The sequence below is a fragment of the Bacillus sp. URHA0034 genome (genome assembly GCF_056280405.1).
The window spans coordinates 6,113,978-6,135,141 of record NZ_JBWCDK010000002.1 but is presented as its reverse complement, the minus strand read 5'-3'; the positions used below and the strand labels follow the sequence as shown (position 1 = coordinate 6,135,141).

The following is a 21,164-nucleotide window of genomic DNA, read 5'->3' as shown; positions in this document are numbered from 1 at the left end:
ATTGCTGGTGTACCAGCAGTATAACTAAATGTATAAGCAATCACTTTGGTTATGGCTTTTTGCTATTTTAACAATCATAGGATTTCAGTTATAGCGATGGTATCGGTCGCATAGGACCTCAAAGCAAACTCATTAATACGGTAAAGATAGGTATATTAGTGAATTAATCTAAAGATGTCTATGGGAGTTTAGATGAAATTCAGTAACATAATACTACTATAAAATATAGAAGGCGCATCTGTTAGCAGATGCGCCAACTTTAAAATATTATTATAGTTACCCTGAATGTACCGTTTTTTTGGTATAATATAATTATCAAAATAAATAAAGTATTTGATTATTTTATGGAGGATTAAAACTTGAAACTTGAAAAGCATTTAGAAAATAGAGATTTCCTCATGCAGGCTTTAAAGCAAGATATTATTGGCCCTTCTGTCATCAAAGAAAAAATGATTCCACTATCAACAATCGGTAACATTACATTAGCCTCCAAAGAAGATTTCTATAAACGGTATTATCAAAAAGAAAATAATGAAGAAATTATCCAAAGAAATAACCCGTCTGCGCACTATGTAGCAGGAATGCTTTATCCCTACCCAAAAAGCTCCAATGAAATGGCAAATGAGGATTTATCAGATGAACTGAATCTTCAGCAAGATCAAGATAGTGAAGATATCAAAACCATTTCAGAAGAGGCTGTCAAGAATCTAACCGCAAGTAAAAAGAAACTAGAAAAAATGGTTAGGGAAGACCAGGACAATGATTTAGTTCCTCAAAGAAGTGAATTTTTGCCATCCAGCCTAGGAATTAGTTTTTATATTGAGGCGCCGCAAGACGGTAAAATTAACTTCGATATTTCAGGTGGAAGATATCATCAGCAAACGGTATTTGCCAGGGAAGGAAACTCTAAACAAACCTGGTGGTTCCGCATGCCAGTAAAACTAAAGATGGAAGTGGATATCCAAAATCTTGCGGCTAATAACCGTAAACTTCAAACCTATGATTTGGTCACTGATAATACAAAAGACATGAAATTACAGCTTCAGATTTATAGCCGGACGTTAGAAAATAATCGTTATCTGGTTACGGCTAGTTTAACAAACCGGACGGAGGTTTCGTCTGTTGCTGCTGATCGGGATAAGTTCGCCTTATTTCAGTCGGAAATGGCCGTTACACTACAAAATGCTTCATTCATACCTTACCCGCGGACACACTCAGGACTAGAGGATGTCGAGGAAAAATCAAATCTACTTATTTATCGTAACTCTGAAGTGTATGGATTAGGTCATAATTGTTCGTGTGACTGGTTAACGAAGCAGGGAAATATTGAAGCGGTCTATTCAACCTTTTTACCAAGCTTTGAAACCAAAAGTATGACTCCAGATATTAAGGATGAAAACGGAGAAGTCTTTTCCGTATCGATGTTTGAATTGACAGGAAAGACCTGCAGTATGAATGAGTCGATTGCTCTCCTTAATAAAGTAGTCAATGCCTATGAAAAGTGGATTGAAGAAAAAGAGAAATTGATTCCATCTGTGGAAGAATATCTCCAGGAAACAGCCCGGCTCCATATGCAGAAATCTCGCGATTGCTTAAATCGAATGAAGAATGGAATTGAATTGTTACGGGATTCAAAGATTCAAAAGGCGTTTCAATTGGCTAACCAAGCGATGATATTACAACAAGTGAATGGGAACGTAATCCGAAATGGTTCGATTATCAATAATGAAGTCAAATATGAAAAAGAATTTGACCCGTACACTTTTAAGGACATCGAACGGATAAGGAAGACAAATAAAGGGAAATGGCGGACCTTCCAGATTGCATTTATTTTGATGGCCATAGATTCAACGGCAAAGGGAGAATCTCCAGAAAGAGAGATCGTTGACTTAATCTGGTTCCCGACTGGCGGGGGAAAAACGGAAGCGTATTTAGGCTTAGCAGCATTTTCGATGTTTTATCGAAGACTGATCAATCCAAACGATGCCGGTACAGACATCCTTATGAGATATACACTTCGTTTGTTAACCGCTGATCAGTTTCAACGGTCTTCACGGTTAATTTGTTCGATGGAATTTCTCCGTCGTGAACAGGAAGATGTACTAGGTACGATTCCTTTTTCAATCGGGATATGGCTTGGAGGAGAAACCACACCAAATACCAATAAACAAGCCCTTGATCAGCTGTCTGCTTTATCTCTAAATAAAAAAACGGATGATTTCATTGTAAGTTATTGCCCATGGTGCGGTGCCAAATTAGGACGATATGGGGATGAAAATAAGCGAAAAAAGAAAAGTGCTTCAATTTATCATGGATATAAAAAGGTTGAAAAAAGACTCGTCATTCACTGCCCGGATAATGCTTGTCATTTTCATAGGGAACTACCTATTCATATTGTCGATGAAACCATCTATGAAGTTCGGCCAACCTTCTTATTAGGCACGATTGATAAGTTTGCCATGCTTGCTTGGAGGCCTGCTGCGAGGACGTTATTTGGACTTGATGAATTTGGAGACAGGCTATATTCTCCACCTAATTTGATTATTCAGGATGAACTCCATCTGATTTCAGGACCGCTCGGAACAGTTGCTGGCCTTTATGAAGCATTAATTGAAGATCTTTGCACAGATAAGCGAAACCAATGGAGCAAAAAGCCTAAGATTGTCTGTGCGACAGCAACCATCAGAAGATTTGAGGAGCAAATCCGAAATCTTTATGGCCGGCCGCAGTCGCAGCTCTTCCCTCATCCTGGGTTAGAGCATGATGATTCCTTTTTTGCGCAAACAGCAGTGGATGACAAAGGAAACGATCAGCCTGGTAGATTATATGTAGGCATTTACAGTCCAACCGTTCAGTTAATGACAATGCAGGTCAAAACGTTTTCAACTCTATTGCAGTGTACGATGGAACTGCCAGAGAAAGAACGAGACCCGTTCTATTCCTTACTCTCTTTCTACAACTCGATTCGAGAATTAGGCGGGGGTATGACCTTAACACAAACCGATATCCCGAACTACTTTAACCAAGTCCGTTTTAAGAGAGCGATAACTGAGAAAGAACAATATCGCTGGCTTAATAATGTTTTAGAGTTGACCTCACGGTTAAAAAGCGGGGATGTAGCAGCGGCCATCCAACAGTTAAAAGTAGAAGTCGAAAACAGGAATGTCATGGATTTATGTTTAGCTTCCAATATTATTGAAGTAGGCGTGGATATTGACCGTTTATCGCTGATGACGATTATCGGGCAGCCAAAAACAACCGCACAATATATCCAAGTGAGCGGTCGTGTGGGAAGACGCTGGTGGGAACGACCTGGGTTAATTGTGAGCTTATTTGCTAATGGGAGGTCTCGTGACAAGTCACACTTTGAACACTTTAGAGAATATCATGAGAGATTATACGCACAAGTAGAGCCTACAAGTGTTACGCCATTTTCGGATCCATGTATAAAAAAAGCACTTCCGGCGATTATTATTGCTTACTTACGACAAACAGCCGATCAAACTATCGCGGCTTCACCAGAGAATATTAACGACTATTCCTCTCATCTCGATGCCTTTAAGGAACATCTGTTAAAAAGAGTAGAACTGGTTGATCCACTTCAAAAAGATGCCGTCAGCCGAGAATATGGGCGGTTTGTGAAGAGAGTAAAGCGCGGTTACACCTTATGGGAAAAAGATAGCGGAGATCCAAATCCAGCCGTCATGTATTTAGCAGGCGAGTATGTAAATGATGAACAAAAAAGGCTGGGTGTACCGGTTATGATGTCTATGAGATCGGTGGATGCACAATGTATAGGAACTATTTCCACGTTATTTATGGAAGATGAGGAGGATGATTTCTGATGGCGGATCTCCCAGTAAGAAGAGCGCAGGTCATAACCCCATTTGGTCCAGGTTCCATTTCTGTATCTGCAGATGGAATCTCGATGCTGATGGGAAGCCTGGATAAATGGTATATCAACAATGGTACTAACGAAAAAAGTAAGTATTTATCCGAATTTGAAATTGAAGAACAACGCTTAAAAAAGATATTGGGCGTTGAGTCATTACGATTGCCTCCTGACTATCGTGCAGGTTATAAAAGTGACAAACCAATTCCAAATCAAGATATATTTTTACCAATGGTGCGTTTTCCAAGATGGCATTATTGTGAGTATTGTAAAAAAATGAAGGAACTAACGCTCATTGAAAAAGGGGTCAAATACTGTAATTGCGATAGACGAGGAAGGCTGATTCAAGTTCCGTTTATTATTGTTTGTAAGGAAGGTCATATTCATGATTTCCCTTGGAGAGAATGGGTTCATCAAAGTAACCACCCTAAGTGCAATGGCGATTTAAAGCTTATTTCTGTTGGCGGGACAACCTTATCGACCTTAAATGTAAAATGTATGAATTGCGATAAACAACGGAATTTATTAGGGGTAAATTCTAAAGAGTCTGAGGGAATGACGTATCTGACGAAAAATCTCGATCCAAACGAAAAAGGAAGCTATGTGTGTCAAGGCTGGAAACCTTGGTTTGGAAAGACTGAACCGGTGGAACCTTGTGGGGAACCGGTAATTGCCATGATGAAGAGTGCGTCCAATGTCTATTTCCCAGAAACATTGAGTGCCATATATCTACCAGGAAAGCGGTCAGAACAAGTCGAAAGTATTCTAAATATATTAGAGAGTCCGATTGGGAAACGCTTCTTGAAAACTGTGGCGAAGCTGCCAGATGAAGAAGACAGAATTGAATCGATAAAAGAATTATTGCAGCCAGACTTAGATGAATTTGAAGATTCCAGTATCAAACAAGCTTTAAGAATCGCTTTATCGGACGAGGAGGATGAAGAGGAAATTAATCTTACCCGCATCGAAGAGTCGATTCGTTTGGAAGAGCATGTGGCGCTTACAGCACCAAAAGATACGGAAGAATTAAAAATCATTCGAGAATGGAAAAATACAGGAGATAAAAGAACTGGAATAAAGAACTATCTTTCAATGGTCAATTTAGTCACAAAACTCAGGGAAACAAAAGTATTGTATGGATTTAGTAGGCTAGAAACTGTTCACTCTGGTATTAGTAGAGGCAAAATTGAACGGGGAAGAGAACAATTGTTTCAAGATCCATATAGACATGAAAACAACTGGCTACCTGCAAATACCGTCTACGGCGAAGGAATCTTTATTGAATTTGATAAAGAGAAATTGGAACGATGGGAAAAGAATGAGGAAATGGTTCGCCGTTTCAATAAGCTAAAGGATCGACATGAAAGTTTAGTAAAAGAAAATTTAGTGAAAGAATTCGAACTCATGCCGAGATATGTCTTAATCCATACCGTTGCCCATATGTTAATCAATGAGCTCGTGTTCGAGTGCGGCTATAGTACCTCCTCACTGAGGGAACGAATCTATGTTTCTAATTCGAATACTTACAATATGAATGGATTTATGATTTATACGGCTTCCGGAGACTCAGAGGGAACGCTGGGAGGATTATCCAGAATGGGGAAGAGTGATGTAATTTTCTCCTTACTGGATAAGGCCATCCGTAAAGCAGCATGGTGCTCATCCGATCCCGTTTGCAGTGATATCGGAAATAGTTCCGGACAAGGCCACCACCACTTAAACATGGCAGCATGTCATAACTGTACGTACTTGCCGGAGACATCTTGTGAAGAGTTTAATGTCTTTTTAGATAGGGGACTTCTCATCGGAACACCAGAGAATTCAGAAACCGGGTTTTTTCAGTATATTTTTTAACTCGGAGCCAGGTTATTCCTAATAGGGATGTGAGAGAGAAACATGGATGTTGAGAAAATATTAATTTGGGATGGAAAAAACAATATTTATGTTCCGAAATGGTTTCAGTTTTTTTCTGCGCTTGGCTCTTTCTTATTTAAAAATAGGGGGACAAAAACGAATCCAACGCATATCGCATTAAGCTTGCCGGGAACAACAGTAGTCCCAATAGCCATAGCGGTAGGCATTTCAGATGTGATTTTTAATCGAAGACTATATTCCAAAACGCATGCCAACCGTATAGCTTCTTTACCAAAAGGGCAAATGATTTATTATATAAAAAATAATAAACGGGTGGTCTATGCTTTTGATGGTATTTCACAACACCCTTTATTTAAGGAAGAAAGATGTGCGATATTAAAATCTAAAGATTTAAGAGAATATATTCTGGAAAGAAATTGGTCGTTGCTGCAAATAGCAACAGAAACGAATACCTATAAAAGAAATAAACGTGTTGAAGGATTCGGGATTCAATCCCCGCTGCTTGAGCAGTTATATGGAAAAGAAAAACTGCTAAAGGCAACGAGTGAATATGCTACCGAATTTTATTTAATAGGCAATCATCTAAAAATAACAGAAATGGCTGAAGGAATAAAGCTTAAATACAAAAACATTGAAGGAAGCTTAAGTGAGCTGCTATGCATCAAAACATCCTTCAGGCATTCTTATTTCCATTCAGAACTAATTTCCAATACAGGAAAGCTTCCAACTGATGTTGAATTAGAACCCGGTCTGCCTGTAATTTTCACTGAAGCCAGCAGCTATTTAAACCGCTATCACCTTTTTGAAACTCATCCATCGATGATTATCTTAAACCGGAATGATAACAATGAAAGAAATGACGAGGTGGTTCTCGATATCAATAGAAGAATCATCCAGAAAAATACGGAGAAGATGACCGATATGGTACTAAGGGAGTTAAAAGAAAAGGGATACCACCCACCCTCAGGGATTGAACTTATGATTTGGAGGGAGAAATAAGATGGAGTTATGGTTTGCAGATAAGGTGTTTCGGTACTCAACAGAAAGGGAAATCCATTATCTTTCGGTTTCGGATGAGGAAATAGCCAAACTTGGCAGACAAATTGATATCCTAAACAAGGTCATTCGTCAGAACTATAGTGACGACGATTTTCTAAGAAACTTGTATTTATTAATCAGAAATTATTTCTTTCAGTACACGACTTCCTTAGTACCTTTTCAAGTGATGAAGAATGTGGATATTCAAGAATTAAGGTTCAAGTTAAGAGAAGTACGGGCTGCCTACTCGGATTTATATGATGATTTTTTACAAGCAGCCCAGTTAATTAAGGGATTGCAGGCGAAAGAAGATAATCCGCTTTTGGAGCAGGTCATTCACCTACTTGAGAATCACCCAAATTATAAAATTGCTATTGTATCTCGACGTTCATTAAAGGAGGAAGAACTTTCCATATTTTTACCAAAGCTTGGCCAACATGCACGTAATGTAAAAGTTTTGAACGAAGGGGCCTATAGGAAGTCGCTTTCGGTATTTGATTTTGTTCTCTTCATTGGCAGTGAGCAATACTTTCAGCCTTTTGCCAATAATGTACCGATGTCCAAGAGAACGATATTTATTTCTTATAGTGTTTTTCGTAATGATTTTCAAAAGAAAAACCTTTTTTCAGGCATCGAGGGAAGTTTTACGAACGTCTATGAAGGAACCGTAATTCCACAACCATCAATCCCAAGTACAGATGAATTTGTCACGGTAGAAGAGGAACAAATTGATTCGCAAGTCATTCAACAGCATTTATCAAGATACGATGAAGATAGTAGTGTGACTCACGACCCAGTGGAAGCCTATATCGTCAATCTGGAAAGTGATCATTTAGTATTACTACAAAAGGGAATAAAGTATAAAATAGTGGACCCGGCCTCCGATAAAAAAATCGTTCTTAAAACGGTGGGGGAAATGGAATTGGATGATTATTTGTTGATCTATACGGAAAGGGAATCCAGTATCATTGCTGCTATAGCCGACCAGTTAGTGTTTAAAGAGAAGGCAGAATCCTATCGGAAAATGCAAAAACACTGGAAGCGGCGACTGGAAAGATTGATCGGTAAATTCGGATTAAACACAGCCTCTAGAATTCTAAATGAAGCGGGAGTAGAAACAGCGAAACCCTATAATCTGAAAAATTGGCTTAAAGAGAGCACCATTAGTCCGCGGGATTTAAAGGAAATTTTATCTGCCTTAAAATATAAGGAAGAAGATATTAAAAAAATCATTTATGCATCAGATCGAATCTTATCAGGGCATTTAAGAGCTGGCAGCATCATTAGTAGGAAAGCAGAAGAAGTGATAAAAAACGCAGACCTTAAAAAGCTGATTAGGAACGGTACGCAGACCTTTGAAATCCCTGAATTTGCAGGTGCAACGTTCATGGTAGATAGGATTGTGGGAATTGGAAAGGATACGATAAAAGTTCATCAGAATCGGATTATGCAGCTTTATGAATTAAATGAGTTTAATTAAAATTAAATAAAAAAAGGAATATGTTTTATATAATTTTAAAAAACGTGGAACTTTGGATAAGATTTAAAAGTAAGGGAAAGTAATTTTTTACATAATTTTAATACTATTGGTATAAGCTCCAAAATCTATTTTTCCTTTAGAATTTGGAGCATTTTGTTTTTCTAAGTAATTTACTTTTATTTTTGTCGAATTATTTTAATAAGCTGCTATTTACATAGTAAATTCCATATATTAGTTTGTTAGTATATATTTTTTCCTAGTATTTTTCCAAATTTATTACTATTATTAATATATACGATTAGTCTGGTTAAATTAATCTTTAACGTATTAAGGAGGAAAAAGGATGGAGCAAGATTTAAGAAAGAAAAAGTTAAAAGAAATACAGTCAGATACTCCAGAAATGACAGGTATAAAAATTAACTATGATGGTCAAAATCGAAGTTTAAAGGCATATAGGATACCATTAGAATACTTAATATATAATAAATATAATGGAAGAATAGGTAGTGAAGTAAAGTCTTATGAAAGACAATACAGAGAATTAAACCCTGAAGATGAGAAAGATAAAGAAATAATTGAAGAATTTCTATGGCAATCCCAAGTAAACAGAAATGAACGTACAGAAAAGAATATTGTAGAACTTGGACAGCAGAAATACGGTATTGTAACTAGTGATGGAATTATAATCGATGGAAATAGACGAGCCAGTATATTAAATAGAATTTATAAAAATCGAGACAAGTGGGAAAAAAGTAATCATAATGTTGATCATTGTAGATATTTTACAGCTGTAATTTTACCTGAAAATGCAGATAAAAAAGCCGTAATGAAATTGGAAACAACATACCAATTAGGGTCAGATGAAAAAGTAGACTATAATCCTATTGAAAAATATTTAAAATGTAAAGATTTAAAAGAAGTAGGTTTCTCAGACAATGATATCGCAAACATGATGAACGAGAGTCCTAAAGATATAAAGAAAATACTTGAAATAATGGAATTAATGGATAATTACTTAGAATATCTTGATTATTCAGGAATTTATACCAGGTTAGAAAAAAGAGAAGGACCAATGGTAGATTTATATAGTTATCTGAAACAATACAACTCACCTAATGGTTGTACAAAAGTGAACTGGGATTATGATGATAGTGATGTAGCTGACTTAAAAGCTGTATGTTTCGATTATATTAGGGCTCAGTATGAAGGGAAAGAATTTCGTACTATTGCTAAACCAAGTAAAAAGGAAGGTATATTCTGTAATAAAAAAGTCTGGGAAAATTTCTTAGATAAACATTTCGAGTCTACAGAATCAGTAAATGAGCCTTCGCCAAACGAATTATTTCAACAGAATCCAGATGCTAGTAGATCCAAACTGCTATCTACTAGGGATTCCGATTGGAGTAAAAAAATTAAGTTGCCCCTGGAAGATAATTTAAAGAGATCTGAAAGTAGACTAGAAGATTTTAAACAAGCAAATGAACCACTTGAATTACTCAATAAAGCATTAAGTACTCTCCAGTCTATAAATGTAGATACTCTTTCAAAAAATGAAGAATTAAGTACATTGGAACAAATTAATTCACTGATAAATACTCTTAAGGTTAATTTTACAACTAAAGTTTCAAAATAAAGGATGTTTAATATGCCTTCAATATCAATAGAAATAAATGAAATGGACCAGTATTTCTTTTTAAATGGTTCAACACAAGATTTAATTTCAAATAGAAGAGCAAAGCTGTTTTTAAAAGACTTTTTACAGGCACAAATTGACCAAGATAACCAAATAATTATATCGTTTAAGGGTCAAGAAAAAGAAATTATTTTAGATAAAATCCAGAAAATGTTAAAGAAGTTTAATTTTGCTGAAGAAAGGTCGATTGAAGTAGAACAGAACCTTACTCATTTTTTTCTTGAAGAAAAAAACTTTGAAAATTTTTCTGAAAAAGCAAAAGAAATTAGAAATCAAAATGTTAATGTTGAAGAGTTTGATAGTTTTGTTAAAAGCTTAGAAAAGAATTTACCCAATAGAACTTTATACGAATTACAGTTGCTTTCAGCGTTTCATTTGGCCTTCTCACAAAATGCATGTAACTTTAGTGTTCCTGGGGCTGGTAAAACTAGTATTGTATACGGAGCATACGCTTATTTAAAGAATTTACCCGTTGAAAATATAAAGAGGGTTGATAAATTATTAATAATTGGACCTTTAAGTAGCTTTGGTCCTTGGGAAATGGAATATGAAGAATGTTTTGGACAAAAAGCTTCTGTTTTTAGATTATCTGGTGGAGTTCCAAAATCGAACAGAATTAATCATTTATATTCTGCAGATTCTGCAGAAATAACTTTGATTTCATATCAAGGTGTAACATCAATTAAAGATGATTTAATTGAGTTCTTAAAAATGAACAAAGTTATGGTCGTGTTAGATGAAGCGCATAAAATTAAAAATACGGATGGCGGTATTACTGCTCAAGCTGCCTTAGATTTAGCAAAATATAGTAATTCGAGGGTAATACTAACAGGAACACCTGCTCCTAATGGATATGAGGATTTAATTAATCTCTTTAAATTTATATGGCCAACTAAAAAGGTAATAAAATTTAAAAAATATCATCTAGAAGAAATGTCACAAAAACCAGATGATGAGAGAATTAATACATTAATTGAAAGTATTGAACCATATTTTATTAGAATTAAAAAACGGGACTTGGGTATACCTGAACCAATTAATAATCCACCTATCAAAGTCCAAATGAACGATAAACAAAGAAAAATATATGAGTTTATCGAGAGCAAGTATATGCCTTATATGGTAGAAAGAAGTCAATCGGGTGATGATGTAAGAAGTGTATTAGTAAAAGCACGAATGATTCGTCTCATGCAAGCTGCAACTAACCCAAGTCTTTTAATTGCACCAATTGAGGATTACTTTAATGAACAAGAAACCTTAGCGGAGAATTTTATTGATGATTCTGAAATAATTCGACAAATTTTGAATTACAATAAATCAGAAGTTCCAAATAAATTTATTGTAGCAAAGAATATTATAAAAGAAAAAATACAAAATGGTGAAAAAGTTATAGTTTGGATGACATTTATTAAGAATATGATTCAATTCAAGCAATTTCTTTATAGTAATGAAATTGAAAGTAAATTACTATATGGTGCAGTTCCTGTAGAAAACGACTCAAATAAAGATACTGCAGATATTGAAACGAGAGAAGCGATAATAAGAGAGTTTCATCAAAATAATTCATCCTTTAATGTGATTATTGCCAACCCATTTGCAACATCTGAGTCAATTTCTTTACACAAAGTTTGTCATAATGCAATTTATATTGAAAGGTCCTTTAATGCCGCCCAGTTTATTCAATCTAAGGATAGGATTCATCGATATGGATTAAAAAGAGATGATATAATTAATTATTATTATTTAGTAAGTGAAAATACTATAGATGAAACAATTGATGAAAGGTTAACTTTAAAAGAACGAAGAATGACCGAATTAATCGAAAATTCCGATATTCCACTTTTTAATTTCTTGGACACTGAATTTGAAGAAGATGACATCAAGGTGTTGATAAACAATTATGTTAGAAGAGTTAACAAAATATAATAGTTTTGGTAGGGTAGAAGATTATAAGTTTATATTCGAGAATTTGTCTGAAAATCCTATTTCAGAAACAAATTTAAAAAGACACTGTTTAGGTAATAAAAATTATTATAATATTCCTGCGGATGCAATTATTCTATTATTAAAAGATTTAAGATTATTAGAAACTAATAAAAATACAATTTCTTTAAATGAAAAAGGAGTACATTTTAAAAATCAATTAGTTTTAGAAAATTCAATGAAAGTTTTTGTCATATTGTTAATTGAAAATTACTTTTCAGAAATAATAGATGTAAACTCTTTAAGTTTCGATTATATTTTAGATGCCTATTTTATTAGAAATAGTGATATTTCTTTAAAATATTCAGGCATAAGAAATCTATTAATTAATATAGGGCTTATAAGGTACGAAAATAATAATAATTTTTTATATATAAACAAGACTTATCAAAATGAAATAGTTGAAATAATTAAGAGGGAAAGAAAAAAATTAAGTTTAGCAAATTTTAAACTAATTCAAGAACAAAAGGAGAAATATGGTTCAGAAGCAGAGGACTTTGTTCTAGGATTGGAAAGAAGTAGATTAAGTGATCAGGGTATTATGGATTCAAGTAAAATTAAAAAAATATCAGAGATAGATGTAAGTGCGGGTTACGATATAGTATCATATATTGACTCTCATTCCTGTTCGTATGATAAATTTATTGAAGTAAAATCCTATGATACTATACCGACTTTTTATTGGTCTTTAAATGAAGTAAGTGTATCAAAAATAAAAGGGGAAAATTATTTTTTGTTTTTAGTAGATAGAACAAAAATTACTGAGAGTGGTTATTCCCCAATTGTTATTCCAGATCCCTATAATAATGTTTTTTTGAAGAATAATTGGATAAAACAACCACAAAGTTGGCGTTTTTCATTGGCTAAATACGAGAATTAAATTAACTAACTTGTTTTTTAATATTATATTGTGTTTTAATATATTGTTAAGTAATTTGTTTTAGAAAAGGTGAATTTAAAATGAAAGTTGCAGATTTCTTTTGCGGTGCCGGTGGTTTCTCTGAGGGATTTAGGATGGCCGGTTTCCAAGTTGTATTTGGTGTTGATAAATGGGGTCCAGCTATTAAAACACATGAAAAAAATCATATTGGCCCTGATCATATTACTTTATCTTATGATGTTGAGAAATTATCCACCCTACCAGATGAAGAATTTGAAGCACTAATACCTGATACGGAAGTAATAATAGGTTCTCCTCCATGTGTCGCTTTTTCAAATTCAAACAAATCTGGGAAGGGAGATAAATCACTGGGAAAAAGACTAGTTGAATCCTACTTAAGAATTGTTGCAAGAAAAAAATATAAAGAAAATTCGATTCTAAAATATTGGATATTAGAAAATGTACCTAATATAGAAAATTTTATTAATCCTATCTATTCTGCCACAGATTTAGGACTTGAAGGTAATTTCTACTTAAAGGTTAAGCATGAAAACAGCGGTGTATACAACGCCAAAAATTTTGGTGTCGCACAAAATAGGAAGAGGTACTTTTGTGGTGATTTTCCAACCCCTGAAAAAACAATAAAAAGTGAGTCAGAAATTATACCTTTGGAACATATATTAAACTATTTAGGGACACCGATTATTGAAAACAATACCAAAAATGTGATAATTGACCCTAATTATCCTGAGATTAAAATTAAAACTTCTGAATTAACCGATCATTTTTATGTAAGACAGATTGCAAAATTTGAGTGGGAAAAAGCTAAAAGAGCAAAAAGAGATAAAGGCTACATGGGTCAGATGGCGTTTCCAGAAAACAAAAAGAATCCATCTCGTACTATTATGGCCACAATGTCATCAGCTTCTAGAGAATCAATAATATATGAACTTGAAGGAGAAATAGATAAATTTAGATCTCCTACGATTAGAGAAATTGCATCAATAATGAGCTTTCCACTAGATTATCAATTTTACGGGGACTCAATTTTAACCAAATACAGGCTTGTTGGAAATGCGGTACCACCTAAACTTGCTTTTGCATTTGCTAAAAAAATTGCAATAAAAGAAGGGGAATATATCGAAAAAATTGAAGTTGTAGAAGAAAGATTTATACCTGATGAGGATTTTACTAATCTTAATAAGGTAGAATTTCAATTAAACACTGAGAAGACAAAGGATATTCAAAAAGCAAGATATAAATACCACATACCTTATTTAATCATTAATTCTTATAGGGTAGAACTTACTAATTATTACTCTGATTTTAAAAACTTAAAGTTTAAATGGACTATAGAAATCCATAAAGGAAATGGGAAAGGTAAAAAAATAATTGATTCATTATTAGTTAATAATTGTAAATTTAGTAGCCCTATAATGAATGAGATACAGAAATTTATAAATGAAATAAAAAAAGAGATGCCATCATCTTATCAGTTACAGAAAAACTATTGTATGACCTCAATACAAAGAGAAGATAATAATATTTTAGGACCTGATGAGTTGCTTCATAAAGTAAAGGATTTTATTGAATCTCTTAATAAAAAATTAAATTTAACTAATGATATCATTGCAATTGATAATACTGATTTTCTTCCTTTATTAATTGCTATTGGATGCTATGTACTAAATCAAATTGTATTTATTTGTGAATTAAAAATGGAAAAAGTAGAGGTATTATAAAAAAATTAAGAGGTTTTTATGAATATTAAAATATATTCTCATAATTATGCAATTAAAATTTTATCACAATCACCATTTAAGGAAACATATGATGAATTAATATGGATTTGTAAAAATACACCTTTACCTGTTTATAAAAATAAATCACAAGCTCAAAAAAGACTTGATGTTATACAACAAATTATGGATAGTTACATTCAAAAACAATTAACTACTTTGGATTGGTTAGCAGATGAGCAATTTAAAATAAATAATGAATTCATTAAGCTAGATTATATTAAAGAAATACTTGAGGAAAATAGTAAGTCACACAGAATTCATCTTGAAGTAGAATTTGGAAATGTTGCAAGTTCTTATAGGAATTACTTTAAATTACAGCTATCACGAATAAAGAGTAAATCTGATGTCGGAATAATCATCTTGCCAACCGAAACATTATCTAAACGAATTGATACTGGAGTTGCTTCATTCGAGAAGACAGTAAATGAATTAAACTATGCACATGAATTATTTAACTTTCCAATCCTTGTTATTGGACTTAATGACAAAGATTCAGAAGAAATAATATTAAATAATGGAGTTTTGACTTTAAAGGAACTTCAAAATAAAGGAAATATAAATCACGAATTATTTGTACTTGATTATATAAAGAGAATAAGAAACACATTAAAATATTCCAATTAAAAATTGTAGATGTCAGGAGTTAATGTTATTCTAGGTTAATCATTACAATAGTGGTCCTTTATATATCTAAATAAACCTAGTATCTTTAGTGTATTTTTCCTAATAATTAGTTTGTTGATGAATTAATTTGTTTATGTCCTTAGCACTTGCTCTTAAATTGTTAAACAAGCTGCTCAAAACTTTTTGAGCAGCCATTTTTTATATGGTATCTATAGGATTTCTGGTTAATTGTGAAAATAAAATCCTTTTCATTGCTTATTTTTGAATGCTAATTTATAGTAAGAATTCCTATATTGTTGAGAGGCTATGAGTTTAATGAATGGTTATGAACTAAAAGAAAGAATCCAAAACCTGAGTATATGGAAAAAAGGGGATCAAAGAGCGCCCCATAAACCTCTATTATTGCTTTATGCATTGGGGATTTTGCAAAATGGTTCTAATCGCTTCATGCCCTATAAAGAAGTAAAAGAAAAATTAACATCGTTATTAATCGAGTTTGGTCCAAAAAGGAGGTCTTATCATCCAGAGGAGCCATTCGTTAGGTTAAAACATGATGGTATATGGGATTTAAATTCAACAGAAAAAATGAATACCAACAAACCTAGTAATAAATTTTTATTGGAGAACCAAGTCAGCGGCGGTTTTAGTAAAGAGGCATACAACCTTTTAAAAGAAGACAAATCGCTTATTAAAGAGAGAGCTGAAATCATTTTAAATAATCATTTTCCAGATACTATACATGAAGACATCCTTACTTGTGTGGGACTTGACTTAGAGTTTGGCGGGAAAAGAAGGCGGGATCCATATTTTAGAGAAAGAGTGTTAAAAGCCTATGAATATAGATGTGCCGTTTGCGGTTTTCAAGTTCGCCTTGGACAGAACTTGGTAGGACTGGAAGCGGCTCATATTAAGTGGCATCAGGCTGGTGGGCCAGACACTGAAACCAACGGAATTGCACTATGTTCCATGCATAATAAACTTTTTGACAGAGGTGTATTTACCTTAGATGAGGAAAAAGTGTTCCTAGTAGCAGAAGATGCCAACGGGTATAATGGCTTTAATGAATGGTTAATGAATTTTCACGGTAAACCAATTCGTAATCCGATTAATCCTGATTATCTGCCTTCAAATCATTTTCTTCATTGGCATGTCAGGGAAGTGTTTAGAGGTCCATCAAGGTATATTGTTGGATAATAAATCTATTAATCGTAGTGAAAGTAATAACTGGAGGCCAGACGTCAGCTGTATTTTTACTTGCCAAATACATAGAACTGGCTCTAAATAGGGGAATTACCTTTGATTGAAACCAGTTCTTTTTATGCTGTAAATCTACATTTTAGAAAGATGCTGCAGCCCTTAAAGGCCCCGGATTTTCCTTTCCTGTCTACGCGTTTATTTCTACATTTAGGACAAATAATATCGATAATATTTTTCTTCTGTTGAGCTAAATTAGAGTGGATTTCTGTTTTATGTTTTTTTGCTAGATTTCTTTTATCTTCATTCGCAAGTGTAGATAATTTCACTATATTATGTTGGATTTTTTTAAATTCGAGATAATTTAGAACAATGGAATTGGCGTTTCCATTTATAACTTCTAAAATCTTATTTCTATTTAAAACAATTGCATTCTTAAAATCTGTTTGAAACATCAATTCTGCCTTATTTCCAAATACGATAATGAAGTAAAAGAGAACCTTATCTGCTAATTCACTCAGAAAATCTTTTAAGACCCTTATATGCCCATATTTATGCACCAATCTTGCCTTTAATGGTTGGACTTCGACTTAGAATGATTAAACCTACTATAATGAATTAAAAATTAAAAACACGACAAATACCTCCAAAAAACTACATTTTCAGGTTTAATATTAACTTAGAAAATTTGGTACATTAGTAATCCTTTTTTACTTGTGAATATTTCTTCTGAAAGTATTATGGTTTACATTCTCCGCGTAATATAAGACTTTAATTAACAATATGCAGATGATCTGATTCTAAATTGTATCCACTAGATAACCCTAACATCCAGTTTCACCCTATTGATAGACGAAAATTTCCTAATTCTGCTAAAATATAATTATATCTTAAATTTTCCATTAGAGCCTTGTTTAATGTTCCATTCAGTTGTTATAAGGACCGGTCATGTTTAAGATTACGAATTATTATATTGAGCAGGTGACCAAATGCTAAACCTTACATATTTTCAATCCATATTTAACGAGAACAACACTGAAATTCGCTGCCGGAAGGTACTTGACGAAATTTCACCGATTGTCAAACCAATATTTCAACAATTTGTTGAGAAAATGGGGATTCAAATTGGTAATGAGTACATTATTAGGAGCTATGATTCTACACTTTCCACAACCTATCATGATGCCCGTAATCCAACGTATGCTGATAAGAAGAAGGAATCCGACATTGGCCGGAAACACTATACGAAACTGAATCGAAAAGTGAATGACAAGGAGTACACTTTCCTCACACTTGAATTTGATGGGATTAGCAGGATGATGATAATACATTCTGAACTGAACTTCATCCCGTTTTGGGCATGGGTTCGAAACAATCAAATAAACCGTGTTCTGGAGGCTATTCCTTCCTATTTTTCTATTTTTACAGGCTGGAAGGAAAAGTCTGCAATCCCAAAAGACGAGTTTGTTCCGTATTTAAAAAGCTGTATAAAACCACGGAAACGGCCATGGTTCCAAATTGGGACAAGTATCCCAATGGAAGGGAACTTGGATGAGGAATCTCTGATTGCAGAACTTGTTACCGTTTGGGAAAAGCTTGGTCCATTCCGGAGTTTTTATAATGAAGAAATTGACGTTTCAAATCGAGCATATGATGCCCTGATGCTTTTGGCCGCAACCCGAAACATTAACGAAACCCATTTGCTGGGCCGTCCTTATACTGTTGATATTGGGCCATTGGAGGAGCAAAAACATGGAAGACGCCAGGCGTTTACTATCAATGATGGCGAGCAAATGCTGACAAAGGGTTATATCAGTTACCTTGAGTTTCATGATAAGAATTCACCATTCCAGACGATTATTGTGCAGTTGGAGGGTCATAATCATATTTTCACAAGTGCAAGAGAAATCATTGGAGATGGTACGATTGAGTGGTGGATCACAAAAGCTTTTTCGACACAAAACTTAGATAATTCAAAAGTAATGGCGAATGCCATGCGACTGTTAGATGAGCATCATATAAAGGTAAAGGTAAGTTCCTATTATGTGGGAAGTTTTAATAATGAAACGCAGTCATTTGTTGAAGGGGCCGAGGAGGTTAAGAAAACATTGATCGATGCTGCCCTACTATTTGCTCATGCAAGTGAAAAATTGGAATTGCCATCTGATGCTCCTTCTCATGAGTCAGGAGAAGAGAAAGGGCCCGTGACGGAGCCAGGTCTGGAACCGAACTTTACTTTCGGAGAAATCTTCAACACGATTTCCAATAGTGAATTTACATTTTCAAATAATATTATTCGTGACTTACATTTAAATCTGACAGCATTGGATGATAAGCATTTTGTTCTGTTAAGCGGGATTTCCGGGACAGGGAAAACCCAGCTTTGCCGCTTATATGCCAATGCCGTTTATGGGTTGGAATATGAGAGTGAGAATCCGTATTTTACGATCATCCCGGTCCGGCCCGATTGGACGGATGGGACTGCCCTGTTTGGTTACTATAGCTCTTTTGAAAAACGCTATGTCAAAACGGAGTTCCTTCAGGTTCTCATTCATGCGTTAAAAGAGCGGGATAAGCCGCATTTCATTTTACTTGATGAAATGAACTTGGCCCGTATCGAATATTACTTGAGTGATTATCTAAGTGCGGTAGAGTCTCGCAAAGAAATTCCGCTGCATCAGAATGATCAAATTACCGATATCCCTAAGAAACTAGTCATTCCACCAAATGTCTATGTTTTAGGAACGATAAATGTGGATGAAACCACCCATTCCATTTCCGATAAAGTTCTGGACCGAGCCTTTGTCATGACGCTGTCTGATGTTGACTTTGATTCGTATTGGGAACGGGTTGACCAAGATCTGAAAGCTACCCTTACGAAAGAGTTTACGATTTTACGAGAACTACATCGTACTTTATCCCAATATGAGCTGCATTTTGGCTATCGTTCTATGGGAGAAATGCTGCAAAAGTTATATGCCAATCAAAAGCTGCCTGAAGAGTATCAAATGGATTCAATGGAGGCATTGGATCGAGTGATTTCTGAAAAAGTATTAAGGAAGGTCCGGGGAGATGAGCGGATTTCCGATATGCTGGCAACCCTAGGGCAGTGGCTCGACGTCAATCTAGGACCAACCTCAATCTCGCTTAAACATGTGAAACGGATGATAGAGGAGCTAAGAGTATTATGGTGCAACCCAATTCTGGCGCTAATCTTCTTGAGGTTTTTGATTTACAGCTAGGCTGGATTCCGTTAGTAGATTCATACCTTAGGGAAGCGACCGAATATAAGCTGCGTTTTCAAGGTACTCAAACTGATGTGAGGTTTCAGGGTATTCCGGTACCGTTTATTTTTAAAGAAGGTATGGGCTATGCCACGTTTATTACGCCCTTTCAATCTGGCACCATTCAGGCATTAATAAACGGCCAGGAGATCAGTAGCTTTGTTTATCCTGATGATCGGAAACTAACCGAAACGCAGTTCAGCTTGATGCTGGAAGAAATCCTGTCAGAGGCGAATAGCTGCTTTCAGTATAGTGGATTAACGACCCATGTGAATGCAACTGGGCGAAACCGTGATATCACTTGGACACAATGGAGTTATCTGGATCAATCCTTTCATCAGTTGAAGTTAATTTTTTCAAAAATTAAAAAGCAGCCTTTTCGCCATTTGGACAAGGTTAGCGAGATGATGAAACGGGAAAAGATACAACATTCTGAACAAGTTACCTTAAGGTGGCTGGATCAGCAGGGGAATGGCGATAAGATTCCGAGTACTGTGCAGAATGTAAAGACATTAGAAACGTACGACCTATATGAAAATCAAGTGCTTAAACAACAAATGCAGGATTTGTTTCGGATACTCCGGAAATATGAAGCGGTTGAACAAATGGAAGTGGCAGGTAAAGCTTTGAAATATAAAGGGATTGTTAAGCGCTGGTTAAACAGTGCGTTTATGAATGAAGTCACAGCAAATAAAGGACCTTATACAATTACGCAAAAGTTTCGTAAGCATCCTGTTTACCGCCTGTGGTTTCAATGGTTTGACCAGCTTTATAAACATAACCGCGAGAACATAGGCTTTGATCACCCGATTCCCTTGAAGGACATCTTTCAATTGTATGAAATGTGGTGCTTTATGAAGGTAGTCAGGATTCTGAGGGAAGCGGGCCTTGTGTGCGATACCGGTGGATTATACCAACTGACGAAGGATGGCATTTTTCTGAATCTCGCAGAGAACAAGGAAAGCAAAATTCATTTGACGAACGGTGTGAGCCTTTATTACCAACGAACCTATCAGTTCAACTCACCTGCTTTCCATACGTATACGCAAAGAATGATACCTGATATTGTTTTGGAAGGGGAAAACGGTCTAATTGTTTTTGACCCCAAATATCGTGTTCCTGACAATCTCGGTACTGCACTGGGAGAAATGCATAAATACCGCGATGGCATTCTCAAGCGTAATACTGGGGAGAGAGCTGTTCAAGAGGTATTTATCCTCACACCGACAACGGATGAGGTTGCTGATGAAATGAGGTATTTCCAGTCGGATTATCATGATCAATTTCGCATGGGTGCAATTAGAGTTATGCCAGGGGAAGAAGATGAATTTTTCCACGGGAAAATTGTAGGAAGTGTTAGTCGCTTGTCGAGTTAGATAAAGAAATGTCACTTCAGGGATAAAAAGGGCTAAGAATTTT

13 protein-coding genes are annotated in these 21,164 nt (G+C 34.9%); 12 read left to right on the top strand and 1 reads right to left on the bottom strand.

Annotation, left to right across the window (positions count from 1 at the left end):
• Positions 1–359 precede the first annotated feature (359 nt).
• The 10 genes from ACZ9EE_RS31860 to ACZ9EE_RS31815 all read left to right on the top strand — a co-directional run bounded on the left by ACZ9EE_RS31860 (position 360) and on the right by ACZ9EE_RS31815 (position 16,461).
• Entirely contained in the window at positions 360–3,845 is a 3,486-nt protein-coding gene (locus ACZ9EE_RS31860) for a helicase-related protein (RefSeq protein WP_476032640.1), read from the top strand.
• Positions 3,845–5,746: a DrmB family protein gene (gene drmB, locus ACZ9EE_RS31855; RefSeq protein WP_476032638.1), complete on the top strand. Its 1,902-nt coding sequence runs from the start codon at positions 3,845–3,847 to the stop codon at positions 5,744–5,746. The genes ACZ9EE_RS31860 and drmB overlap by 1 nt, the downstream gene beginning before the upstream one ends.
• 42 nt (positions 5,747–5,788) lie before the next feature.
• Complete coding sequence (locus tag ACZ9EE_RS31850; protein WP_476032636.1) at positions 5,789–6,766, top strand: hypothetical protein; 978 nt, start codon at positions 5,789–5,791, stop codon at positions 6,764–6,766.
• A gap of 1 nt (position 6,767) precedes the next feature.
• Positions 6,768–8,285 carry a DISARM anti-phage system protein DrmE domain-containing protein gene (locus ACZ9EE_RS31845; protein WP_476032634.1) on the top strand — a complete coding sequence of 506 codons (1,518 nt, stop codon included), beginning with the start codon at positions 6,768–6,770 and terminating at the stop codon, positions 8,283–8,285.
• A gap of 343 nt (positions 8,286–8,628) precedes the next feature.
• Complete coding sequence (locus tag ACZ9EE_RS31840) at positions 8,629–9,918, top strand: hypothetical protein (protein ID WP_476032633.1); 1,290 nt, start codon at positions 8,629–8,631, stop codon at positions 9,916–9,918.
• A gap of 12 nt (positions 9,919–9,930) precedes the next feature.
• On the top strand, positions 9,931–11,904 hold the full coding sequence (locus ACZ9EE_RS31835) for a DEAD/DEAH box helicase (RefSeq protein WP_476032632.1): 1,974 nt from the start codon (positions 9,931–9,933) through the stop codon (positions 11,902–11,904).
• Complete coding sequence (locus tag ACZ9EE_RS31830) at positions 11,879–12,841, top strand: protein NO VEIN domain-containing protein (protein WP_476032631.1); 963 nt, start codon at positions 11,879–11,881, stop codon at positions 12,839–12,841. The genes ACZ9EE_RS31835 and ACZ9EE_RS31830 overlap by 26 nt, the downstream gene beginning before the upstream one ends.
• 80 nt (positions 12,842–12,921) lie before the next feature.
• Positions 12,922–14,583, top strand: a complete 1,662-nt coding sequence (locus ACZ9EE_RS31825; RefSeq protein WP_476032630.1) for a DNA cytosine methyltransferase — start codon at positions 12,922–12,924, stop codon at positions 14,581–14,583.
• An 18-nt stretch (positions 14,584–14,601) separates the two neighbouring features.
• On the top strand, positions 14,602–15,267 hold the full coding sequence (locus ACZ9EE_RS31820; protein WP_476032629.1) for a BglII/BstYI family type II restriction endonuclease: 666 nt from the start codon (positions 14,602–14,604) through the stop codon (positions 15,265–15,267).
• Positions 15,268–15,582: 315 nt separating this feature from the next.
• On the top strand, positions 15,583–16,461 hold the full coding sequence (locus ACZ9EE_RS31815) for a phosphorothioated DNA-binding restriction endonuclease (protein WP_476032627.1): 879 nt from the start codon (positions 15,583–15,585) through the stop codon (positions 16,459–16,461).
• A gap of 122 nt (positions 16,462–16,583) precedes the next feature.
• On the opposite strand, the gene ACZ9EE_RS31810 is transcribed toward ACZ9EE_RS31815, so the two are convergent.
• Positions 16,584–17,021, bottom strand: a complete 438-nt coding sequence (locus ACZ9EE_RS31810; RefSeq protein WP_476032626.1) for a hypothetical protein — start codon at positions 17,019–17,021, stop codon at positions 16,584–16,586.
• A gap of 429 nt (positions 17,022–17,450) precedes the next feature.
• Here ACZ9EE_RS31810 and ACZ9EE_RS31805 point away from each other — a divergent pair, with 429 nt between their 5' ends.
• Complete coding sequence (locus tag ACZ9EE_RS31805) at positions 17,451–19,703, top strand: McrB family protein (RefSeq protein ID WP_476032625.1); 2,253 nt, start codon at positions 17,451–17,453, stop codon at positions 19,701–19,703.
• Entirely contained in the window at positions 19,649–21,121 is a 1,473-nt protein-coding gene (locus ACZ9EE_RS31800) for a DUF2357 domain-containing protein (protein WP_476032624.1), read from the top strand. The genes ACZ9EE_RS31805 and ACZ9EE_RS31800 overlap by 55 nt, the downstream gene beginning before the upstream one ends.
• The last annotated feature ends 43 nt before the right edge of the window (positions 21,122–21,164 follow it).

What these genes read in the sequence shown, in the direction of transcription:
- drmB (WP_476032638.1), top strand. Translation starts at nt 3,845, where the DNA reads ATGGCGGATCTCCCAGTAAGAAGAGCGCAGGTCATAACCCCATTTGGT.
- ACZ9EE_RS31825 (WP_476032630.1), top strand. Translation starts at nt 12,922, where the DNA reads ATGAAAGTTGCAGATTTCTTTTGCGGTGCCGGTGGTTTCTCTGAGGGA.
- ACZ9EE_RS31830 (WP_476032631.1), top strand. Translation starts at nt 11,879, where the DNA reads ATGTTAGAAGAGTTAACAAAATATAATAGTTTTGGTAGGGTAGAAGAT.
- ACZ9EE_RS31820 (WP_476032629.1), top strand. Translation starts at nt 14,602, where the DNA reads ATGAATATTAAAATATATTCTCATAATTATGCAATTAAAATTTTATCA.
- ACZ9EE_RS31800 (WP_476032624.1), top strand. Translation starts at nt 19,649, where the DNA reads ATGGTGCAACCCAATTCTGGCGCTAATCTTCTTGAGGTTTTTGATTTA.
- ACZ9EE_RS31805 (WP_476032625.1), top strand. Translation starts at nt 17,451, where the DNA reads ATGCTAAACCTTACATATTTTCAATCCATATTTAACGAGAACAACACT.
- ACZ9EE_RS31850 (WP_476032636.1), top strand. Translation starts at nt 5,789, where the DNA reads ATGGATGTTGAGAAAATATTAATTTGGGATGGAAAAAACAATATTTAT.
- ACZ9EE_RS31845 (WP_476032634.1), top strand. Translation starts at nt 6,768, where the DNA reads ATGGAGTTATGGTTTGCAGATAAGGTGTTTCGGTACTCAACAGAAAGG.
- ACZ9EE_RS31815 (WP_476032627.1), top strand. Translation starts at nt 15,583, where the DNA reads ATGAATGGTTATGAACTAAAAGAAAGAATCCAAAACCTGAGTATATGG.
- ACZ9EE_RS31835 (WP_476032632.1), top strand. Translation starts at nt 9,931, where the DNA reads ATGCCTTCAATATCAATAGAAATAAATGAAATGGACCAGTATTTCTTT.
- ACZ9EE_RS31840 (WP_476032633.1), top strand. Translation starts at nt 8,629, where the DNA reads ATGGAGCAAGATTTAAGAAAGAAAAAGTTAAAAGAAATACAGTCAGAT.